Here is a 21,340-nt window from a genome sequence, read left to right on the forward strand (position 1 = left end):
TTCCAGTGTTTTATTTGATAGCCAGCTTGGGTGCTGGCTTTTTTTTATGGAGAAATAGATGAGCTTGTTTAGCTTAATTTCTAGCTATTATTTTAAACCCACATAGTGTAAGTCTTCATCGGTTACGTTGCCTTGAAGGGTACATAAGAAACGAACAACACCTCTTTGCTCATCTTTTTCAATAATCAGCATTTTTTCAGCAGCATTTGGTTCCAAGTTGTAATCTTGCGTTGCGTGTTCGTTAAATACCCATTTACTTTGCAAATTATGGCGGATCATCGGTGAGTAGATATAAGTATTTCCTACCTTTATAATCGCAATTCTTGATGACGTATAGCGGACAACCTCTTCAAGGCTTTGTGTTGTTTCAAATCCCCAAAAATAGTATTGACCACGCAAGCCTAAATAGGCGAAGCCATCATATTTATCAAAATTACTATGACTAACAAAAAAACGGTTAAAAGTCACAATACCGGTTGGTGAAAAATTGAGATTAACAGAAACGTGTTCATTGGTGCCTAATTGGTTATTTTTCAATGCATTAGAAATATCGTTTAAAACAGGGTCATCTTTTATTTTCTTGAAGAAAGCGGCATCACAGTAAGAAAATGTTTTCATCAATGATTGCGCATTAACCGTAGGAGATAACCCTAGAAGAAAAAAGGTGATCGCTAGTACATTTATATTTTTCATAATAGGCTCCTCATATAATAAGAATTATATTAATAGAGATATCATATAAATATATTTCGCACAGTAGTTAAATATGACAAGGTGTAAATACAAATAATAAAACAGCATTAATCATATTAAAATAGAATTATCTATCTATATATAATTAACTAAACGTGCTAAAGAAAATTATATTTTTTATATAATAGCTAGTGGAAATTACTAATTATCACTTTTTTTGGGGGTGTCAAAATGGTTTTTAGTGTAATTTTGCTTAATTTTTTATGATGAAGTTATCTTTTAACTAATTGTTATTTATTGTTTTTATTTTATTTGGTTTTTTACTAATGCTGTTAGTAATTAAGTGATAAGTAATATTTAAAAGTGCAATGTGAAATTGGAAACATTTAGTAATAATAAAGCCCACGATTTTCAAATTTAAACTTTTTATCTCTAAGTATATTGCATTAGTTCAAACAATAAATTTGGATTGTTTGAACTAATGACTATTAAATTTCAATATTTATTTGATGTTTTTTAATTAAACCACGCAGTTGGTCATAACTTAGAGATAACCGTTGTGCTGCTTTACGCTGATTAAAATGACAATCTGCTAGCGCTTGTTCTAATAGTGCTTTTTCAGATTGCTGTTGCCACTGACGTAAGTCACAAGGTAGTGAAGGTAAAATGGTATTTGCTTGTTGGGAAGGCTGTATGGGTTGGGGGCTTGGTGATTCATGCAGCTCAGCAAGTTTTTCACCAAATGGATTGAAAATAATATTATCAACGGGTTCAGCATGGTTTCCATGGCGGTATATTGAACGCTCAATGACATTTTTTAATTCGCGTACATTACCTGGCCATGGGTAGTTTTGCAGGGCTTGTTGGGCATGTCGTGTAAAACCTGTAAAGTGCGAACGTTTTAATTCACCACACATTAAAATAGCAAAATGCTCTGCTAATAATAATATATCAGGTTGCCGTTCACGTAATGGGGGAAGGCGAATGACATCAAAAGCCAGTCTATCTAAGAGGTCGGCTCGAAAACGACCTTGTTTGGCGAGTTCGGGTAAATTGGCATTTGTGGCACAGATTAAACGCACATCTACGTGTAAAGCTTGGCTTCCACCGACACGTTCAAGCTCGCCATATTCAATGACACGCAGGAGTTTCTCTTGAACTGACATAGGTGCAGTCGCGAGTTCGTCAAGAAAAAGAGAACCTTTGTCAGCTCGTTCAAAGCGCCCTTGATGGCGTTTTTGGGCTCCCGTAAAAGACCCCGCTTCATGTCCAAATAATTCAGAATCCAGCAAATTCTCATTGAGTCCGCTGCAATTGAGAGAGATAAAAGCTTCTTGCCAGCGAGGGGAAAGATAATGGAGTCTATCTGCGATAAGCTCTTTACCCGTGCCGCGTTCACCGATAACTAAAACAGGTTTATTGAGTTGTGCGAGTTCAGAGGCTTGTTCGAGTACATCGAGAAAGTTACTTGAAACGCCAAGAATAGGTTCATTGGTTTCTTTCATGGTTTTTTTCACCAATAGTTGGTTTAAAATGCCGATATTTGAACTATAGACTAAAATGATTTTCAGGGGAAGCTTATAATTATTCTCTTTAAAATCATATCAATATGAATTAATTTAAAAGTTGGCACGCGAATTGCTATTTGAAATATGTAATAGCAATAGCTAAATACAGCAACATGCGAATTGTTGTTAGACTTACGGAGCGTCAGGTATGGGTTGGAAGCCAAATCAGGTCGAGGCGCTACAGAATGATTAAATCCATCAAGGGGATATAAACAATGGGTATTTTTTCACGTTTTGCCGATATCATTAATGCAAACATCGCTTCTTTGTTAGACAAAGCAGAAGATCCGCAAAAAATGATCCGTCTGATGATTCAAGAAATGGAAGATATGTTAGTTGAAATCCGGTCAACATCAGCACGTACTTTAGCAGAAAAGAAAGGTTTAGAACGTCGCATTGAGATGGGCGAAAAACAAGTTGCTGATTGGCAAGAAAAAGCAGAATTAGCGCTGGTGAAAGATAAAGAAGATTTAGCGCGTGCGGCACTGATTGAAAAGCAAAAAGTGAGTGCAATGGTCGATACCTTAAAACACGAGCTGATTATTGTTGATGAAACCTTGACTCGTTTGAAAGGTGAAATCACTGAATTAGAAAACAAACTGCAAGAAACTCGTGCGAAACAGCAATCAATGGTTGTTCGTATGGAAGCCGCACAATCTAGTCGTAATGTACGTCGCCAGCTGGATAGCGGCAAACTGGATGAAGCAATGGCGCGTTTTGAACAGTTTGAGCGCCGTATAGACCATATGGAAGGTGAAGCCCAAAGTTATGGTATTGGGAAACAAAAATCACTGGATCAACAGTTTGCAGAGTTAAAAGCAGACGACGAAATAAGTGCGCAATTAGCGGCACTTAAAGCTAAAATCAATAAAGATCAGTAACAGTTATTTTGATGCACTGGTACGTTAGTAATATCGTATCAGTGCCATAGATAGGTTAACCATATGTATAAGGATATGTGATGGGCTACGTTTTTCTGTCTCTCGTATTAATCATTTTTCTCATTTTTATTCTGCCTATTTGGCTGTGGCTACATTACAGCAAAAAAAACAGTGGGCAAGGGAGTCAGCTAACTGAAAATGAAGTACAACGTTTGATGCAATTAGCAGAACAAGCATCACAGATGCAGCAACGCATTAAAACGCTTGAAGATATTTTGGATGCAGAACACCCAAATTGGAGGCAAAAATAATGACTCAATTTCGCAACCGCAAACTTTACCGTTTAACGGATAGACGTGTGTTCGGTGGTGTGTGTTCGGGTATTGCTGAGTATTTAGAACTTCCAGTTGCTTTGGTTAGAGCATTAGCCGTATTGGCTCTATTTGTCAGTTTTGGTATTACTTTGATTTTGTATATCGTGATGTGCTTTGTCGTAGAAACGGCACCAAGTGGCTACCGTTCACAGCAAGATATTGGCCCAGAAGTCAGTAGTCTTATTAACCAAATCGATACACAATTAAAATCAGGTGAAATGAAGCTACGCCAGATTGAAAGATACGTTACGTCAGATACTTATACAGTGAACAGTAAATTTCGAAATCTATAATAAATCGCATCACCATCACATGATAAGGGATTAGGTTTCAAAACCAAATCCCTTTTGTTTTTGATAAAAAAGTGAGTGAAATATGGCAAACAACGTTCGTTATCGAATTAAAAAATTTGCAAAGAAACTTTTGCTACGAAAAGGTATTCGATTAGCCGCAGTGTTGCTCATGACGTATGGCCCAGCAGGGTTCATAGGTAAACTTATTAAGTTATTGACAAGTAAATGGTTGCTTAATGTACTAATTAAACGGTTAACCTAATACAATTTGTTTTATGCTAAATTATAGAACGCAATATGACGTAAAATGAGTTTAAATTGAAAGGATAAGTCTTGGGAGGAGCATGAAACGACTGCACAGTGAATTAACTGATTTGATGAATAGAAGTGTTGATCGTCATGTTAGGCTCGCAGTAACAGGGCTTAGCCGTAGTGGAAAAACCGCATTTATTACTTCACTGGTGAACCAATTATTGAATGTGAATGCGGGCGCACGGCTCCCTTTATTTTCTGCCGCGCGTGATAAGCGGTTGTTAGGGGTGAAACGGATACCTCACCGTGATTTGTCAGTACCACGCTTTGCGTATGATGAAGGTATTGCATCCCTTTATGGGGAACCACCGCAATGGCCAACACCAACACGGGGTGTCAGTGAAATACGCCTTAAATTGCATTACCGTTCAGAAGACTCTTTTTTGCGCCATTTTGTCGATAACTCATCATTATATTTAGAGATTGTGGATTATCCCGGCGAATGGTTGTTGGATTTACCTATGCTAGATTTAAATTATCTAGCATGGTCTGAACAAATGAACACCTTAATAAAGGGAGAGCGTGCACATTTAGCCCAACCATGGCTGGCATTGTGTGAAAAATGTGACCCTTTAGCGCCTGTTGACGAAAATTTGCTGGCTGAAATTGCTGCTGCCTACACCCAGTATTTAGTTGAATGCAAGGCCCAAGGGCAACATTTTATTCAACCAGGTCGTTTCGTTTTACCGGCTGAATTAGCAGGAGCACCCGCACTCCAATTTTTCCCATGGCCGAATGTAGCCAAATATGGTGATAAAAAGCTCGCACAGGCAGGAAAAAACACCAATATTGGCGCATTACAGCAACGCTATCAATATTATTGTGAGCATGTTGTAAAGGGTTTTTATCGTGATTATTTCCAACGTTTTGACCGACAAATTGTTTTAGTTGATTGTTTGCAACCGTTAAATAGTGGTGTTGATGCATTTAATGATATGAGAATGGCGTTAACTCAATTAATGCGTAGTTTTCATTATGGTAAACGCACATTATTGAGGCGTTTATTTTCACCTTGTATTGATAAATTACTCTTTGCGGCGAGCAAGTCAGACCATGTAACACCAGATCAGCATGCAAATTTAGTGGCTTTATTGCAACAATTAGTGCAAGAGGCATGGCAGCATGCTGCATTTGAAGGGATCAGCATGGATTGTGTTGGTTTAGCATCAATACAAGCAACCGAAAGTGGCCTTGTGGATTATAAAGGTGAAAAATTACCTGCGTTAAAAGGGAATCGGTTAAGTGATGGACAACCGCTAATGTTTTATCCTGGTGAAGTCCCAAAACGGTTGCCAAATGAGCAATTCTGGCAAACTCAAGGTTTTCAATTTGAAGATTTCAGACCAAGGCCAACGCCAATGGATCAACCATTGCCACATATTCGTATGGACAGTGCGCTTGAATTTTTGTTGGGAGATAAACTGAAATGAATGAACCTTTAAAACAGCGTTTAGATTTCGCTGAAAGTAGTGAAAATGATACGAAAGAATCGCTAAAAAAAGCCCAAGTTTTTGATGAACGAGAACTCGAAAAATTCACTCCAGTTTCTTTGGAAGCAGAACAAGATAGCCAAGAGGGTGAGGTTGAAAGCCTGATTAACGAAGCGTTAAAACCAAAACGGAGTTTTTGGAGAAAGTTAGTTGGCGCTGCAGCAGGGATTTTTGGGGTCAGTGTCGTTGCTCAATTGGGCGTTTGGATCCATCAATCATGGGTAACACAAGATTGGACTGCGTTAGGTGTTGCTGCTGCGGGTGGTTTAATAGTTGTGGCGGGTGTAGGGTCAGTCGTTGGTGAATGGCGGCGGTTGTATCGCTTAAGAGAACGAGCAGAGGAACGAGACTTTGCTCGCGAATTATTGCACAGTCATGGAATGGGGCAAGGAAAGGTTTTTTGTGAAAAATTGGCAAAACAATCTGCGTTATCAATGCAACATCCTGCGATTGTTAATTGGCAAGCCACTCTCCATGATTCTCATAATGATAGAGAAGTTGTTGAATTATATAGTCGAATGGTTCAGCCCATTCTTGATGAACAAGCTCGTAAAGAAATTAGTCGTTGTTCCGCTGAATCGGCCATTATGATTGCAGTGAGCCCGTTAGCGCTGGTGGATATGGCATTTATTGCTTGGCGAAATATTCGTCTAATTAATCGGATCGCGGCAATCTATGGTATTGAACTCGGTTATTACAGCCGAATTCGGCTATTTCGTATGGTGCTCATTAATATTGCCTTTGCAGGTGCATCTGAATTAATTCGTGAAGTGGGGATGGATTGGTTATCTCAAGACATTACCGCACGGTTATCAACACGTGCAGCACAAGGTATTGGTGCGGGTTTGTTAACTGCACGTTTAGGTATTAAGGCGATGGAATTATGCCGACCACTACCTTGGATTGAAAACAAGCCTCGTTTAGCCGATTTTCGTCATCAGCTAATTGGCCAATTAAAGAATGTTATTCCCAGTAAAAAAGATAAAGCGTAAAGAAATATCGCTGGCAGAGTGAGTTGACAGTTTTCACTCACTCAGCAGCATCATTTGTTGATTAATATGCTTATTGTTATTTCAAGCCTTAAAAAATTAAGGAAAGCAGTGATTTTATTTGTTAATACCTATGAAGCTTACAAGCTGTCAACAATTTGTGACACAAACACTGTATTCCCTTAATGTTTAAGGCTAAAATACCTTTATTCTCTCGGCTTTTTTGATGAAGGTTCCTATCCATGCGCCTCGAAGTGACCTGCCAAGACCGGATCGGTTTAACGCGTGAATTACTTGATCTTTTAGTCCTACAAAATATTGATTTAAAAGGTATTGAAATATCTCCTCAACGCAGGATTTACCTAAATTTTACACCTGTGGATTTTCAGGTGTTCAGCACATTGATGGCAGAAATACGGCGTATCAATGGTGTTATTGATGTTCGCCGAATTTATTTTATGCCTTCAGAAAGAGAGCATAAAGCTGTTTGGGCGCTATTAAACTCATTTCCAGAACCTGTTTTGTCCATTGATAATAAGCTAAATATTGAGTTGGTTAACCCAATGACATTGCAATTATTTGGTTATGATGAGGCAAAAATTCGAGAAAAAACCTTTTCTCAGTTAGTCAGTAGCCAAGGGCTGGTACGTTGGTTTGAACGAGAGTCACCAGAAGCTTATACAGAGAAAGTCGTCATTAAAGGCCAAGACTATTTGATGCAAGTGACTCCTATTATTTTGGCAGATGAAAATGGTAAACTCCATTGTACAGGAGCTGTGTTGCTGTTGAAATCGGCTGAAATTTTAGATAAGCAACGTAAACAAGTTATTGAGGTAGATGGCAGTGGTTTTGAACAAATTATTGCTGTTAGCCCTGTCATGGCAAATGTGGTTGAACGGGCTAAACGTGTTGCGATGCTGGATGAGCCATTATTACTCGTTGGTGAAACAGGGACTGGGAAGGATATCTTAGCGAAAGCTTGTCATTTGCATAGTGCGCGAGGAAAAGAACCGTTTTTAGGTTTAAATTGTGCTTCGATGCCGGATGATGTCGTAGAAAGTGAATTATTTGGTTATGCAGCAGGGGCGTATCCAAATGCAGTTGAAGGTAAAAAAGGTTTTTTTGAACAAGCAAATGGCGGAACAGTATTGCTTGATGAAATTGCTGAAATGTCACCTCAAATGCAAATTAAGTTATTACGTTTTTTAAATGATGGAACATTTAGGCGTGTTGGCGAGGAACGAGAAGTTAAGGTTAATGTCCGTGTAATTTGTGCAACACAGAAAAATCTACCTGAATTGGTGGCAGAAAAAAAATTCAGAGAGGACCTTTATTATCGTTTAAATGTACTCACATTAACCATCCCTCCATTACGTGAACGTAAAGAAGATATTTTACCGCTAACCAAGACATTTGTAGCCAGTTTTTCCAAAGAGCTTCATATTGCAGAGCCTAAATTGGCGCCTTCGCTAATCGAATTTTTAAGCAGTTATTATTGGCCGGGTAATGTAAGGCAACTGAGAAATGCCCTTTATCAAGGGTTAACTCAACTTAATGGCAATATATTGGAAGCAGAGAATATCCAATTACCTGATGTAGTAAATCCTCCCGCACTGGCTTTAGATTCGCTCAATGGTTCGCTAGATGAAATTACTAAACGCTATGAAGCGTCAGTATTAGCGCGCTTGTATCGTGATTACCCGAGCACCCGTAAATTAGCTAAACGCTTGGATATTTCTCATACGGCAATTGCCAATAAATTGAGAGAATATGGTCTCAATACGAAAAAAGAGCAAAACTAATTTAAATGAACAAAACAATAACCTATGTGTTAACAGCAATAGGTTTGTTTTTTAGTGGTTCTGGCATTGCAACGACAATACCGACCCACGGTTTGAATAAGTATTGCCGAGATGTTGTAGTACGAACAGTCGGTAAAATCTATGAGAATAGGGCACTAATTCAATGTTATTTTAAAGACGTACCTTTTTTAGCTTGTGTTTAGTATGGCAAAACCTTACTAATACTATTGCTAATTGGTGAATTTTCCTGCTATATAACAAAGACAGCTACTGTTTTAGGGTATCGTAATCTCATCTGATGGGTTTCAGCCTACAAGGAGTTGCCATGGACCAATTCACTATTAATTTCATTGTAAATCGTAAGTTACGCGAATACATGAGCCAGAGTCATTATAAAAATGATATGTTTGAGTCTGCTGCCTCAGCTGCTGAACTTTATCTGATGAATAAAGCCGCAGTAAAATATTTAACGAAGAAAAATCGTTTCACGTGGGAGGCATTGGTGAAAAATGGCCATAAGCCTCGAGACCTTATTATTGATATTTTGACATCTTGTTGCCCTGTCACTCAGGATCAAGCCTTAAAAGTATTGAGTACGCTTTCTCATACTTTGATCTCTATAATGAGTGACAATAAGTTATTTGCGAATGTTGTTAATGCGAAGAACCACCAGCCATTGTACTGGGCTCACGTAGATTAGTGTGGTTTTTATATTGAGTAATGAAGCGGAAAATTCCCGCTTCATTACTAATTACAGTGAGTTAAATGATATAAAAAGCTTATTTAAGGCTGTTTAATGCACTGTCGTAATCAGGTTCTTCAGTAGTTTCAGAGACTAATTGGCTATAAATAACGTTATTATTTTCATCTAAGACAACAACGGAACGTGCATTTAAGCCTTTTAATGGACCACTAGCGATAGCAACACCATAGTCATTAGCAAATGAATCACTACGGAAAGAAGATAGCATAACGACATTATCTAAACCTTCTGCACCACAAAAACGTGCTTGTGCGAAAGGCAGGTCAGCAGAAATGCATAACACAACCGTGTTGTCCAACTCGTTTGCGAGCTTATTAAATTTGCGAACTGATGCCGCGCATACGCCAGTGTCTACACTTGGAAAAATATTTAAAACTTTTCTTTTACCTTCATAAGTTTCCAGCGTTGCTTCGCTGAGATCTTTGGTGACAAGGGTAAGGGGCTTAGCTTTTGAACCTGCTTGTAAAAAAACACCATTAACTGTGATGTCATTACCTTTTAATTTAACTGTTTGCGACATGAATTTTTCTCCCGTTCATAAAGTGATTCACTGTTAACTTAATCTAACTTCTAATAAAAAATCTTTGCGATTAAAGGTTTTTTAATGAGTAGTTATACAGTGCTGAGTTTTACATTCTACTAATGACCAAATTTTATACAGAAACCTTATCACTTACTTTGAGTTCTACATGGGGCAAAGTAAGGTAATATTACATACTTTTTATTAGGGTATGGTGCATTATCATTATATAACAGCTAAGCTTTTTCAATACTTGCGTTTTCTGTTATGCACCTTTTTAAATTGCCTTATGGAGTGTAACAAAAGGAAATCTGTCTGTATTGATTTCTTTAGTCATTATTTACTGATCAGAAAAATGACAAGGATATGGGCATAGCTATTATTGTATAATGCGAGTATTAGTTTATGTATATTTAGATAGGTAAATCAATTGATTACAAGAGAAATGTAGATTTCTGAAATATGAAAGCATATGATAAATTAAGATAAACTACAGAATAACTCAAGTGTATCGCTGTTTGATATTATCTAAACTGAGTGAGTTTTTGCTCTGTAATCTATTGTTTTTTATGGATATATGGAAATATGTTTCAATAATTAATTTACCTAAATGAAACTTAAGACGTAAATGCAGTAATATTGCTAATAATAGCACCTTCACTTGAAATCATTTAACTAGGCTTTTAGTTAACTTTATTTATACTAACAAGATAGAAAATAAAATGCATAAACATTCATTCACATCTTTAGCTGTTTTGATTTCTTCAGTTTTTTTTACTACACAAGCTATTAGTGCGGTGATACCCACTGGCACTGTTTTAGCTGAAAACCAAGAAGTTACGCGTCATTTAAAAGACGAGCCCGCTTCTTTGGACCCGGTAAAATCAGTGGGGTTAACGGAAGCGCAAGTCATGCGTGATTTATTTGAAGGGCTTGTTAACCAGGATGACCATGGAAAGCCTATCCCAGGTGTAGCCCAAAATTGGAATACAACAGATAACCGGATTTGGACATTTACACTGAGGACTGATGCTCGTTGGTCGAATGGTGACCCTGTCACGGCTCAAGATTTTGTTTATAGCTGGCAACGACTGGTTTCACCGGTAACATCATCACCATTTGCTTGGTTTGCAGCATTAGCAGGTATTAACAATGCGCAAGCTATTATTGATGGAAAACTGCCTGTTGAACAGCTAGGTGTTGAAGCGGTTGATGCGCATACATTAAAGATTACTTTAAATAAACCAGTACCTTATTTCCCTTCATTAGCAGCTAATTTTAGTTTATTTCCTGTTCACCAAGGAACCGTTGAAAAGTTTGGTAATGACTGGATAAAAGTAGGTAATTTAGTCGGAAATGGCGCTTTTGTTTTATCTGACAGAGTGGTTAATGAAAAAATTGTTTTAGTTCCAAACAAAAATTATTGGGATCATCAAAATACAGTGATAACTAAAGTCACTTTTGTCCCGATTAACCAAGAGTCTCATGCAACTAATCGTTATTTAGCGGGAGACTTGGATATTACCGAATCATTTCCAAAACAACGCTATCAAAAATTATTGAAAGATATTCCTAATGAAGTCTTTACACCAGACCAATTAGGGACCTATTACTATGCATTTAATACCCAACGCGCACCGACGGATGACGTTCGTGTTAGAAAAGCCTTATCCATGGCGATTGACCGCCAATTAATTGCTAATAAAGTATTAGGTACAGGGGAAAAACCTGCAAATTATTTTACTCCCGATGTCACCGATGGCTTTAAACCTGAAAAAGGGCTTTACAATAGCTACTCACAAAAAGAATTAGACCAGCAAGCAAAAGTGTTATTACAGCAAGCAGGTTTTGGTCCAAATCACCCGTTAGAATTAACATTGTTGTACAACAGTTCAGAAAATCATCAGAAAATTGCGATTGCAATTGCTTCTATGTGGAAGAAAAAATTAGGCGCTGAAGTCAAATTAGTAAATCAAGAATGGAAAACTTATATAGATAGCCGCAATACAGGAAATTTTGATGTTATACGTGCATCATGGATAGGTGATTTTAATGAGCCTTCAACATTCTTGTCTCTGCTTACATCTCAACATACTGGCAATATACCAAAATTTAATAACCCTGCATATGATAGCGTTATTGAGTCGGCGAGTATTGAAACGAATGCACAATTACGCAACCGTTATTATAATAATGCGGAAGCAATCATTGCAAAAGAAGCTCCAATCGCGCCTATTTACCAATATACCAATGCACGCTTAATTAAGCCTTGGCTGAAGGGGTACCCGATAAACAACCCCGAAGATGTCGCTTATAGCCACAGTTTTTATATCATTAAACATTAAAATAGGATACAGCCTGTGCAAGGTACGGGCTGCTTTTTCTAAAGGAAAGAAAAAAAGCTCCTTCCTCTGGAGAATGGGAAGGAGGACCAAAAAAGGAATAAACACTACCTTTTCATAATAAAAAAATCATCATGAACTTTATTGCTCGTTTGTGTCAATTATGTAGTGTTATTTAGCAAAAATGGCGATATTTTGTGATTTATGGGAAATTGTCTGTTTTTATGAGATATTAATCTCAATCTTTTTTTTGTTATTTTATGTATCGTGAGAACGATTCTTGAAATAATGACAAATATGTCACTATTCGACTAAAAATACCGTATTGATTATAAAAGGGAGATATTGCATGGGACTGATTTATGGTTCTTTATTCCAAAATTCAAATCCTGTACATGCATTTCAGTTAAATGGAGACGGTGGGTTACTTCCTATCGACGTGAATGCTAGCGCAAACCAGCAATCACCGTTTTGGCTTCATTATGATTATAAGGACCCACAAAGTTTTAATTGGATTCAGCAATCAGATCTCTTTAATGACCAAGTTAAGTCTGCTTTATCTGGGCATTCAGGACGTTGGCGATTGATTCGTGTTGGCGATGGTATTTTATTAACATTGCAAACATTAAATACCAATGCTGGCCAGCGGCCTGAGCAATTAGTTGCGTTTAGGGTATTTATTAATAATCGGATAATTATTTCTAGTCGTCATCGAAAAGTAAATTCCTTAGATTCTATTATTGATGATTTAAAGCAGGGAGTCGGGGCCCAAAGTACAGGTGACTGGTTAGTTGAGGTTGCTGATTCTATTACAGATGAAATAAGTGATTTTACGGATTCTTTGCATGAGCGTTTAATTGATATGGAAGATTTCATATTAAATAGCCAAATTCCTGAGAGAGGGGAATTAGCATTACTTCGTAAACAAATTATTGTGATACGCCGTTATATGGCTCCACAGCGAGATATGTTTTCCCGTTTAACAACAGAAAAATTGCTTTGGTTAGATGAAACCAATCGTCGTCGAATTCAAGAGATTTCTGACCGATTAGGACGTTGTATTGAAGATCTCGATGGTTTTATTGCACGTACAGCGATTATTTCTGACGAGATAACGAATATGATGACTGAGATGATGAATCGGCGCATTTATACAATGTCATTAATGGCCATGATATTCCTACCAACAACTTTTTTAACGGGGCTGTTTGGTGTGAATTTAGGCGGGATCCCTGGTAATGAGTTCCGTTTTGCCTTTAGTGTATTTTGTGTTTTATTAGCCGTTTTAATTGGAACCGTTTTGTGGTGGTTAAGAAAAAGCCGATGGCTCTAATATTGATGACTTATTTGCGATAACCGGACCTAGTTTGAGATAAATCAATAAAACTACTGAGGTTTTAGTGCAGTATTAGTCCTGCAGGTGAATGCAACGTTGAGCGATGAACGTTGTGCTCCATAATTGTAGTTTTTCTCATATTGAGTTCTTATACAGAATAATTGACCACTGTAATGCCGATGTATTTTACATCGGCTTTTTTTTGCATCTAATCCGAGCAAAAATAACCTCCATACGAGGAGGTTATCAATAAATGTTTATTTAACTTCAATAATATCAAGGCGTTCTGCTGTAAAGTCGGGCTTATCATCTTCATTTATAAAAGGTTGAAGCGGTAGCTCCTCTTTGTCAAACGCAAGATCTCCGCCATTGATAACTTCATCTCCATGAGAAATATTTTTGAAGTCAAATAATTCGGTATCACATAAATGAGACGGAACAATATTTTGAGTAGCACGGAACATTGTTTCGATACGGCCGGGATAGCGCTTATCCCAATCACGTAGCATCTCTTTAATAACTTGACGTTGCAGGTTTGGTTGAGAACCACATAGGTTACATGGAATAATTGGAAAATCTTTAGCCTGCGCAAAGCGTTCTATATCTTTTTCTCGACAGTAAGCGAGCGGGCGAATGACAATGTGTTTTCCGTCATCACTCATCAATTTAGGGGGCATACCTTTTAACTTACCACCGTAAAACATATTCAAGAACATAGTCTGTAAAATATCATCACGGTGGTGACCAAGAGCAATTTTAGTTGCACCTAGTTCAGTAGCTGTACGATATAAAATCCCACGACGTAAACGCGAGCACAGTGAACAGGTTGTTTTCCCTTCAGGAATTTTTTCTTTTACGATCCCATAGGTGTTTTCTTCAACAATTTTGTACTCTACACCAAGTTTATTAAGGTATGCAGGTAAAATATGCTCAGGGAACCCGGGTTGCTTTTGATCTAAATTAACCGCAATTAATGAGAACTGGATTGGGGCACTTTTTTGTAAGCTTTGCAGGATGGAAAGTAGTGTGTAACTATCTTTACCTCCAGATAAGCAAACCATTATCCGGTCACCGTCTTCTATCATATTAAAGTCAGCGATTGCTTGGCCAACATCGCGGCGAATTCTTTTTTGCAACTTATTTAAGTTGTACTGTTCTTTATTGGTCGTCATTCTATACGTTCTGCTACTGGGGTTTATGTTGCTGATGGATAATTGTACATTTGGTTTTTAAATTATTATTGTTTTATGCTTAAAGCCTAATCAGCGAGAGTTATAAAAAGAGGCTCATGATAGCAGAACATGAGGGAAGAGTGATACCAGTTCGGTAAAATAGGTGAAAATTGGTGTCCACCCCACTTTAATAGAGACACACAAACATAGAGTTTTCTTACTGTTGACGATATGCCTACGGTGGAAGCTGATTTAAACTTTCAAGTGCTCTGATGATATTTTAGCGTGCAATGATGTATCAACCAAAATGCGCTAAGCATTCGTGTGTTTCTTCATTAATAATATTGAGTGTTTTAACGTATTTACTGCAATATAAATTTTCGTGCATGAAACCTAATGCCCCTTGAGTATTTGAGCTTTTTCATCATGACATCTGCAAATTTTAGGTCAGAAAATCTAATTATAGCTGCCTTATTCAGATGTGAGTTAACAATACTATTGTTTTTATGCCTAGATACAGAACCAATAAATTTTTCAATTATTACTTTCCATTTTTTGGGGGCTAAAGTATCTATTTTTGAGCTAAAATAATATAGCTGTATTGAGTCTTTCTTATTCTTATTTAGTATAAGCAAGGTAAATAAGTAATAAATATTTATCCCACTAGCTATTTTATATTTTTAGTAGTCACTAGAAATTTTAGTAACTTAATAAATTGTTAATCACGGTAAGAATTATATGGGCATTATAAAGCCTATGTTTATAATATTTAGATAGAACATATTCTTCTATTTAAACTTAGCAAGTTTTCCAGTGTAGTGGTAAAGAGAGCGAGATAGAGTGAATGTATAATTGCAGGACCATTAGAAATTAACGCTTAATAACAATAAGATATTGAAAAAAATTATAAGGTAACTAATGCTCTGAGTTATTTGTGAAAAGAAAAAGCTTTATTTTAAGTATGGCTTACAAGTGCGACATGATTCACATTTTAAGAATTATATGTTTAAAAATACAAACTAAGAGAGTTTATTTGAATTATTATGTTCCTGGGTGTTTGGCGCTTGAACTATAAATATAATTATAAATTGAATGTAAATGCTTAAAATCGTACCTTTTAAGCAAGGTCATATATATTGAAATTGAAAATTATTTTTTTGCTTTTAATTAGTGGGTTAAGGAGACATTAAATCAACTAATCATAATTAAAATCTATTAACATGGTGATATTTATGAAATACCTTATATTCTTTTTTAGTCTAATTTTTGTTTTTCTTATAGCATATTTGCTTAGTTTTAGTAAAAAAAACATAAAACATAAACTTCCATCGATACTAACATTGTTAACATTGGAGATTATTGTCGCGTCTACCATGCTAAATACTACCATTGGGCTTGCTACTCTTGACGGTATAGCATCAGGTATTCATTATATAATTAATTATGCTAATAAGGGGATTGATTTTGTTTTTGGAGATATAAGCAGTAAAACTTCTATGGTTTTTGTTGTTGTAGCTCTTTTACCTTTGATTTTTATTTGCTCTATAATTGGAATATTTAAATATATCGGTGCGCTAGATTTAATTATTAATACTATAGGCTTTCTAATTAACAAAATATCTAAAGTTGGAAAATTAGAGTCTTTTGCCGCTATTAGCGCTGTGATAGTCGGAATGATGCCTGCTTATGTATCAATTAAAGATTACATTCCAAGGCTATCTAAAGCACAGATGTATACTATTGCTGCATGTACTATCTCAACAGTAGATATTGCATTGCTAGGCGCATATACACAAATGGTTGAGCCACGCTATGTTTTTATTGGTGTTAGTCTCAATTTTTTTAGTACTTTTATTATTGTTTCTATTATTAATCCAAGTGAACCCACAAATATCACAACTTGTCCTTTGGGGGCAAATAAAGGTGAAAGGGGCTCATTTTTTGAGGTATTGACAGATCACATGCAGGATGCCTTTAAGCTTATTCTTGCAATTGTTCCCATAATTATCGGTTTTGTCGCCTTAATTAGTATGCTGAATGATGTTTTTTTAAATATTTTAGGAATTAGTTTTCAAGGAATTCTTGGTTATATTTTTTCACCTTTAGCTTTCATTTTGGGTAGTTCATGGGATGAAAGTGTTACTTTTGGAACAATTATTGCGACTAAAATTTTATCGAATGAGTTTGTTGCTATGATTGACTATATGAAATTAACAAGCATTACACCACGAACGGATGCAATTATGTCCGTATTTTTAATATCATTTGCAAATTTTGGCTCTATCGGAATGATTATCGGTTGCGTTACAAGTATAAGCCGAGAACATGGAAAAATGATCGCATCAAATAGTTTTAGATTGATTGTTGGCTCAACTTTAGTCAGTTGTTTATCAGCGACTATTGTTGGTATTTTTGTATAACATATAAATCAAGGAGTAATAGAATGAACAAAATAATAATTGATTGTGATCCTGGTGTAGATGATGCTGTGGCCATTTTTTTAGCCTTAGCTTCTCCAGAAATAGAATTAATAGGCATAACCACAGTTGCAGGTAATGTAGAATTAGAAAAGGTTCACAATAATGCACGACAATTACTTGCGTTAGCAAATAGGCAGGATATTCCTCTAGCAAAAGGTTGTGAGCGTCCACTAATGTCCAAAAGTGGGAGTAAAACTCATGTTCATGGTACTGATGGTCTAGCTGGAGTATTGCTTCCCGCATCAGATTATCCAAATTATTCTGGTCACGCCGTAGATTTTATTATTGATACGGTAATGTCAAACCCAGGTGAAATAACATTATGCACAATAGCATCTCTTACTAATATAGCCGTCGCTATCATCAAAGAACCAAAATTAGTTGATAATGTAAAAGACATTGTAGTCATGGGCGGAGCTGCATTTACACAGGGGAATATAACGCCAGCTGCTGAGTTTAATTTTTATGTGGATCCTCATGCTGCCCATATCGTTTTTGATAGTGCACGACATATTACTATGCTTGGTTTGGATGTAACAAGTAAGGCTGATATAAGGGCTGGTTTGTGCAGTCCTTTGGAAAAAGGTGGCCTTATCGCTCAGACTGTTGCAGAAATGTGCCGAAGATATGCAGAGTTTGACCCATTTCTCCATGATCCCTGCGTTATTGCATACCTCATTAAACCTGAAATTTTTTCAGGTGTTGACGGTTCAATTACTATCGAATATGAGTCTAATAAATTATTCGGTCATAGTTTTGCTTACACATCTACCTCCATTAATCATGACCCAAAAGCTAAGTATAATGAAGCTAAATGCAAAATTATTACTGACGTTGATACATCGAAATTAATATCTTTAATTACAGAACGTATTATAACTCTTTGAGCTAAAGAGTACCAACTAGAGCCTCGGTTGATAATTATTCAATATAATGGAGCTTACCATAGGTAATGGCCCAGTTTTTTAAGTTATGATTATTATATGCTTAAATTTTAATCAGTGAGATTTATCAAAAGATGAAAATCTGTTAGGGGATAGTGTCTTCGCTATAGCCTTTATCTTATTGTATAAGCGCCAATGAGAACTTAATGTATAGAAAAATATGGAGGAAACATGCCTGCAACTGATCCTATTGAATTGATTTTTTCTTTACTCGCCAACACCATTAAAATGGTGATTACTCCAACGGAATATCTTATTCAAAGTGACGCTATTGGGGATGCCATTTACATAAGCTTATTATTTTTGAATTAAAGATGATGAGAGTATCCATTTAACGAGGTTAATTTCCTATAAATGAAGGAAGGCTAGCTTCCTTCATGACTGAGAGTAATCTAGGCTAATGGGTTAATTCGTCACATAGCTTTTGTAAAGTAGTTAAAAACTGACCTACATGGAAGCCATCACAAACTGCATGATGCACTTGTACAGCTAGAGGAAGCCACATTTTATTATTCTCACTATAGTATTTTCCCAAAGTGAAAATCGGGGTAAAAACATTAGTAATATCTGCAATATTTAGATTAAAACTGTCGAATGAAACCCAAGGCAAAGATGACACATAGAAGACATTTTCAACTTGCTGTGGCTGAGGGTGCAAATCGAGATTATCTTTATGCAACGTTAATTGCTGGTGGTAGTTCTCCATAAATGTTGTTATTTCTGAAGAATACTTGCACCATAATGAAGAAAAAGTTTCGGTATCTTTGTGGAAGATAGTAAAACTAGGGTGCACTTCATCCCATAAAATTAGTTCATCATTTTTTTTTGCAAACCTAAATTCTTTATAGGTATTAACTACCCGTGATAATAAATAAATCACTGATGGATGAAATTCATAACCATTTGAATTTATATATTTTTTTAGGTTTGTGATATCTATCTTAGTTGTTAAACTAAACCCACAATTTATGGTTTTTTCGTAAATATTGTAATGTTCTCTACGTAACCATGTCTCTATATTAAATTTAGTATAATTCATAATTTTCCCTTCTAATAAGTTAATGTTACTGTTATTAGAAGGGAGGTTTCTCCGCTTTTGATTGGCTCATAGTGATTTCTTATCTCGTGTTGAAGTTATGTTTGTATGTTATCTAGCTTATTTTTGCTTGTCGAGGCCTATACCTTACTCTTTCAATGTAAAACATAATTTGCACGATAGTGAAATATACTTATGTACATGGTTGTGCGTTGACGTAGGTATCAAATAATGTTTTAACATCTACATTCAATGTGTTAGATATTACCATAAGATGTTCAATGAATATGGAAAGACTCCCATCTTCATATTTTATGTATGACTTTTCAGAGATAGATATTAATTCTGCCATTTTTTTTGTCGTAATTTGATGCTCTATACGTTTTTGTTTAATAAATTTGCCCAACACGGCATTACCAACATTATTTTTATTCATAGTGATCCATTGTCAATTCGATAATAAATTTTTTTATTATCTTAGATGAAAATTAATATTCAATGGGTAATAATCTGTAAATTTAAGATAGATGAAGTAAGGTGAATAAGTATAAATGATATTTATAAGATTAGCTCAAGTATAATTAACAACAGGGAAAGATATTATTATACATTATGATCTAAATATGAAGTTTAATGGGTGCAAAATTCTTTTTAATAGTATTAAATGAAATTTTGCACTAGATAATATGTTAATTTTGATACTATTCTTTAACAATGGCTATATTTAACAATAGTTACTAAAGAAAGGATTTAATGTTGGTTAAACAGATAGTGCGACTTCTACTGTTTTTTGAGCATGAATGGCAGTAGTATCAAATATTCCTACGGTCGTATCATTCTGATTAACTAGTAATGTTATCTCGGTACAGCCTAAAATAATACCTTCAGCCCCGTTTTCTACAAGGGATGCCATTATACGCTGATATTCTTTTTTAGATTTGTCATTTATTACCCCTAAACATAGTTCATTATAGATAATATCATGAACTATTTTCCTATCTTGCTGGTTAGGTATTAGTACATCCACGTTAAATTTTTCAATTAATCTTTGCTTATAGAAGGGTTGCTCCATAGTAAAAGCGGTACCTAGGAGTCCAATTTTTTTTATACCTGATTGTATAATGCGTTCACCCGTCGCATCAGCAATATGTAATAAAGGAAGACCTGTTTGAGATTCAATTTGTGGTGCAACTTTATGCATGGTATTTGTGCAAAGAACAAGGAAATCAGCACCTGCAAGCTTTAAACTCTCTCCTGCATCAGCTAAACACTGGCCGGCTAAATCCCATCGCCCGCTAGATTGATATTGTTCTATTTCAGAAAAATCAACGCTATATAAAACAATTTTAGCCGAATGCAGGCCACCTAGTTGTTGTTTGATACCTTCGTTAAGCTGTTGATAGTAAAGTAACGTTGATTCCCAACTCATGCCGCCAATAAGGCCTATTGTTTTCATTTTTTAGTTCCTATTATTGTAATGTTTTCCTTACTATACTGATAGTTTCTAAAAGAACACAATAGTATGAGAAAAATTTTCTAGATGATTAAAAGTAAAAAACAGTTGTAATATTAAACACAACTTAACATTACTTTTTGAAGGGTTTTTATATTTAACATATTTTAAATTAAAAAAGGATAAATATAAGAACATTTACGTTTTAAAGATGGATTTTAATTGATATCTGGTTATCATCGTAAAAAATATTATTTCTAAAAAGTTGGTCATATATGGCGAGAATAAAAATGAATTTCTTCAAAGTAATCATTGCGATACTCATTTTTGGTGCTGCATTTTTGTTAGGAGCACTATATATGAAACCAACTCAATTAAGTTTAGTTGAGCAAGTGAAAAAGAATGTTTATGACGTTCTAGCGTACCCACAAGCAGCAAAGTTTAGAAATATTGAATATCATTTTTCTCGTTACACTGCAGATAATGGTAAGGTAGGTTATGTTTGTGGGGAGGTTTATCGATATAAAAATGATAAGCCTGACGGATTTAAGCGTTTTATTGTTAAAGCTTATACTAATGATGAAGGTCGCATGGATATTTCAATTCCATTTATTGATGGAGGACATGAAATATTATTGCCTGAACAGGTTAACCAAATTTGGAAAGATAAATGCTCGAGTCCTGCTTCACCACTAGAGTAGGGAACGACGTATGCTAATATTTTTAACGCACTATAATTTGATTGTTTTATGAAGAGCTGTAACCAGCAAAATGATAACTGATGGAAATTAATAAATAAAACTGGATTATATATTGGTGATTTAGTGCTATACTAAAAGAGTTACATTTTGTTTTGTCATTTTATGAAACAAAAAGCCTTTGTGGTCAACGA

General features: G+C 35.7%; 21 protein-coding genes. 14 read left to right on the forward strand and 7 right to left on the reverse strand.

What is annotated here, in order from left to right; genetic code table 11:
- Positions 1-87: 87 nt before the first annotated feature.
- Both PR834_RS11060 and pspF read right to left on the reverse strand, forming a co-directional pair.
- The gene (locus PR834_RS11060; protein WP_004263883.1) at positions 88-693 is read right to left on the reverse strand and encodes a hypothetical protein; all 606 of its coding nucleotides are present in this window, start codon (positions 691-693) and stop codon (positions 88-90) included.
- Between the two features lie 488 nt (positions 694-1,181).
- On the reverse strand, positions 1,182-2,198 hold the full coding sequence (pspF, locus tag PR834_RS11065) for a phage shock protein operon transcriptional activator (protein WP_004263890.1): 1,017 nt from the start codon (positions 2,196-2,198) through the stop codon (positions 1,182-1,184).
- Positions 2,199-2,476: 278 nt separating this feature from the next.
- Between pspF and pspA the strand changes: the two genes are divergently transcribed.
- The 8 genes from pspA to PR834_RS11105 all read left to right on the forward strand — a co-directional run bounded on the left by pspA (position 2,477) and on the right by PR834_RS11105 (position 9,102).
- On the forward strand, positions 2,477-3,142 hold the full coding sequence (pspA, locus tag PR834_RS11070; RefSeq protein ID WP_004263893.1) for a phage shock protein PspA: 666 nt from the start codon (positions 2,477-2,479) through the stop codon (positions 3,140-3,142).
- An 80-nt stretch (positions 3,143-3,222) separates the two neighbouring features.
- Positions 3,223-3,453: an envelope stress response membrane protein PspB gene (gene pspB / locus PR834_RS11075; RefSeq protein WP_004263897.1), complete on the forward strand. Its 231-nt coding sequence runs from the start codon at positions 3,223-3,225 to the stop codon at positions 3,451-3,453.
- Entirely contained in the window at positions 3,453-3,809 is a 357-nt protein-coding gene (gene pspC / locus PR834_RS11080) for an envelope stress response membrane protein PspC (RefSeq protein WP_004263899.1), read from the forward strand. The genes pspB and pspC overlap by 1 nt, the downstream gene beginning before the upstream one ends.
- Positions 3,810-3,891: 82 nt before the next feature.
- Positions 3,892-4,071 carry a hypothetical protein gene (locus tag PR834_RS11085; protein ID WP_004263903.1) on the forward strand — a complete coding sequence of 60 codons (180 nt, stop codon included), beginning with the start codon at positions 3,892-3,894 and terminating at the stop codon, positions 4,069-4,071.
- A gap of 82 nt (positions 4,072-4,153) precedes the next feature.
- Positions 4,154-5,551, forward strand: a complete 1,398-nt coding sequence (locus PR834_RS11090) for a YcjX family protein (protein ID WP_004910478.1) — start codon at positions 4,154-4,156, stop codon at positions 5,549-5,551.
- Complete coding sequence (locus PR834_RS11095) at positions 5,548-6,603, forward strand: YcjF family protein (protein ID WP_094961775.1); 1,056 nt, start codon at positions 5,548-5,550, stop codon at positions 6,601-6,603. Before PR834_RS11090 ends, PR834_RS11095 begins: the two co-directional genes overlap by 4 nt.
- 239 nt (positions 6,604-6,842) lie before the next feature.
- On the forward strand, positions 6,843-8,402 hold the full coding sequence (gene tyrR, locus PR834_RS11100; protein ID WP_004263923.1) for a transcriptional regulator TyrR: 1,560 nt from the start codon (positions 6,843-6,845) through the stop codon (positions 8,400-8,402).
- 325 nt (positions 8,403-8,727) lie between these two features.
- The gene (locus tag PR834_RS11105; RefSeq protein WP_094961776.1) at positions 8,728-9,102 is read left to right on the forward strand and encodes an ATP-binding protein; all 375 of its coding nucleotides are present in this window, start codon (positions 8,728-8,730) and stop codon (positions 9,100-9,102) included.
- Between the two features lie 79 nt (positions 9,103-9,181).
- On the opposite strand, the gene tpx is transcribed toward PR834_RS11105, so the two are convergent.
- Positions 9,182-9,685, reverse strand: coding sequence for a thiol peroxidase (tpx, locus tag PR834_RS11110; RefSeq protein ID WP_004263934.1), 504 nt, complete (start codon positions 9,683-9,685; stop codon positions 9,182-9,184).
- Positions 9,686-10,407: 722 nt separating this feature from the next.
- Here tpx and PR834_RS11115 point away from each other — a divergent pair.
- Entirely contained in the window at positions 10,408-12,030 is a 1,623-nt protein-coding gene (locus PR834_RS11115) for a peptide ABC transporter substrate-binding protein (RefSeq protein ID WP_272536654.1), read from the forward strand.
- 346 nt (positions 12,031-12,376) lie between these two features.
- A complete protein-coding gene (gene zntB, locus PR834_RS11120; RefSeq protein ID WP_004263941.1) occupies positions 12,377-13,360 on the forward strand; it encodes a zinc transporter ZntB in 984 nt (327 codons plus the stop codon).
- A 260-nt stretch (positions 13,361-13,620) separates the two neighbouring features.
- On the opposite strand, the gene ttcA is transcribed toward zntB, so the two are convergent.
- The gene (ttcA, locus tag PR834_RS11125) at positions 13,621-14,535 is read right to left on the reverse strand and encodes a tRNA 2-thiocytidine(32) synthetase TtcA (protein ID WP_272536655.1); all 915 of its coding nucleotides are present in this window, start codon (positions 14,533-14,535) and stop codon (positions 13,621-13,623) included.
- A 1,232-nt stretch (positions 14,536-15,767) separates the two neighbouring features.
- Here ttcA and PR834_RS11130 point away from each other — a divergent pair.
- The 3 genes from PR834_RS11130 to PR834_RS11140 all read left to right on the forward strand — a co-directional run bounded on the left by PR834_RS11130 (position 15,768) and on the right by PR834_RS11140 (position 18,271).
- Entirely contained in the window at positions 15,768-16,955 is a 1,188-nt protein-coding gene (locus PR834_RS11130) for a NupC/NupG family nucleoside CNT transporter (RefSeq protein WP_232368743.1), read from the forward strand.
- Positions 16,956-16,978: 23 nt separating this feature from the next.
- On the forward strand, positions 16,979-17,902 hold the full coding sequence (locus PR834_RS11135; protein WP_181489637.1) for a nucleoside hydrolase: 924 nt from the start codon (positions 16,979-16,981) through the stop codon (positions 17,900-17,902).
- A 228-nt stretch (positions 17,903-18,130) separates the two neighbouring features.
- The gene (locus tag PR834_RS11140; RefSeq protein WP_004263953.1) at positions 18,131-18,271 is read left to right on the forward strand and encodes a hypothetical protein; all 141 of its coding nucleotides are present in this window, start codon (positions 18,131-18,133) and stop codon (positions 18,269-18,271) included.
- Between the two features lie 85 nt (positions 18,272-18,356).
- Here the strand turns inward: PR834_RS11140 and catA are convergent, their stop codons facing one another.
- From catA to PR834_RS11155, 3 genes are all read right to left on the reverse strand, one after another.
- Entirely contained in the window at positions 18,357-18,998 is a 642-nt protein-coding gene (gene catA / locus PR834_RS11145; protein ID WP_272525184.1) for a type A chloramphenicol O-acetyltransferase, read from the reverse strand.
- Between the two features lie 190 nt (positions 18,999-19,188).
- On the reverse strand, positions 19,189-19,431 hold the full coding sequence (locus PR834_RS11150) for a helix-turn-helix domain-containing protein (protein WP_004263957.1): 243 nt from the start codon (positions 19,429-19,431) through the stop codon (positions 19,189-19,191).
- Between the two features lie 324 nt (positions 19,432-19,755).
- Complete coding sequence (locus PR834_RS11155; protein WP_112307412.1) at positions 19,756-20,451, reverse strand: aspartate/glutamate racemase family protein; 696 nt, start codon at positions 20,449-20,451, stop codon at positions 19,756-19,758.
- Between the two features lie 272 nt (positions 20,452-20,723).
- Between PR834_RS11155 and PR834_RS11160 the strand changes: the two genes are divergently transcribed.
- Complete coding sequence (locus tag PR834_RS11160) at positions 20,724-21,149, forward strand: hypothetical protein (RefSeq protein ID WP_272515318.1); 426 nt, start codon at positions 20,724-20,726, stop codon at positions 21,147-21,149.
- Positions 21,150-21,340 lie beyond the last annotated feature (191 nt).

It is taken from the genome of Providencia sp. PROV182, from assembly GCF_028480325.1.
GTDB lineage: Bacteria > Pseudomonadota > Gammaproteobacteria > Enterobacterales > Enterobacteriaceae > Providencia > Providencia hangzhouensis.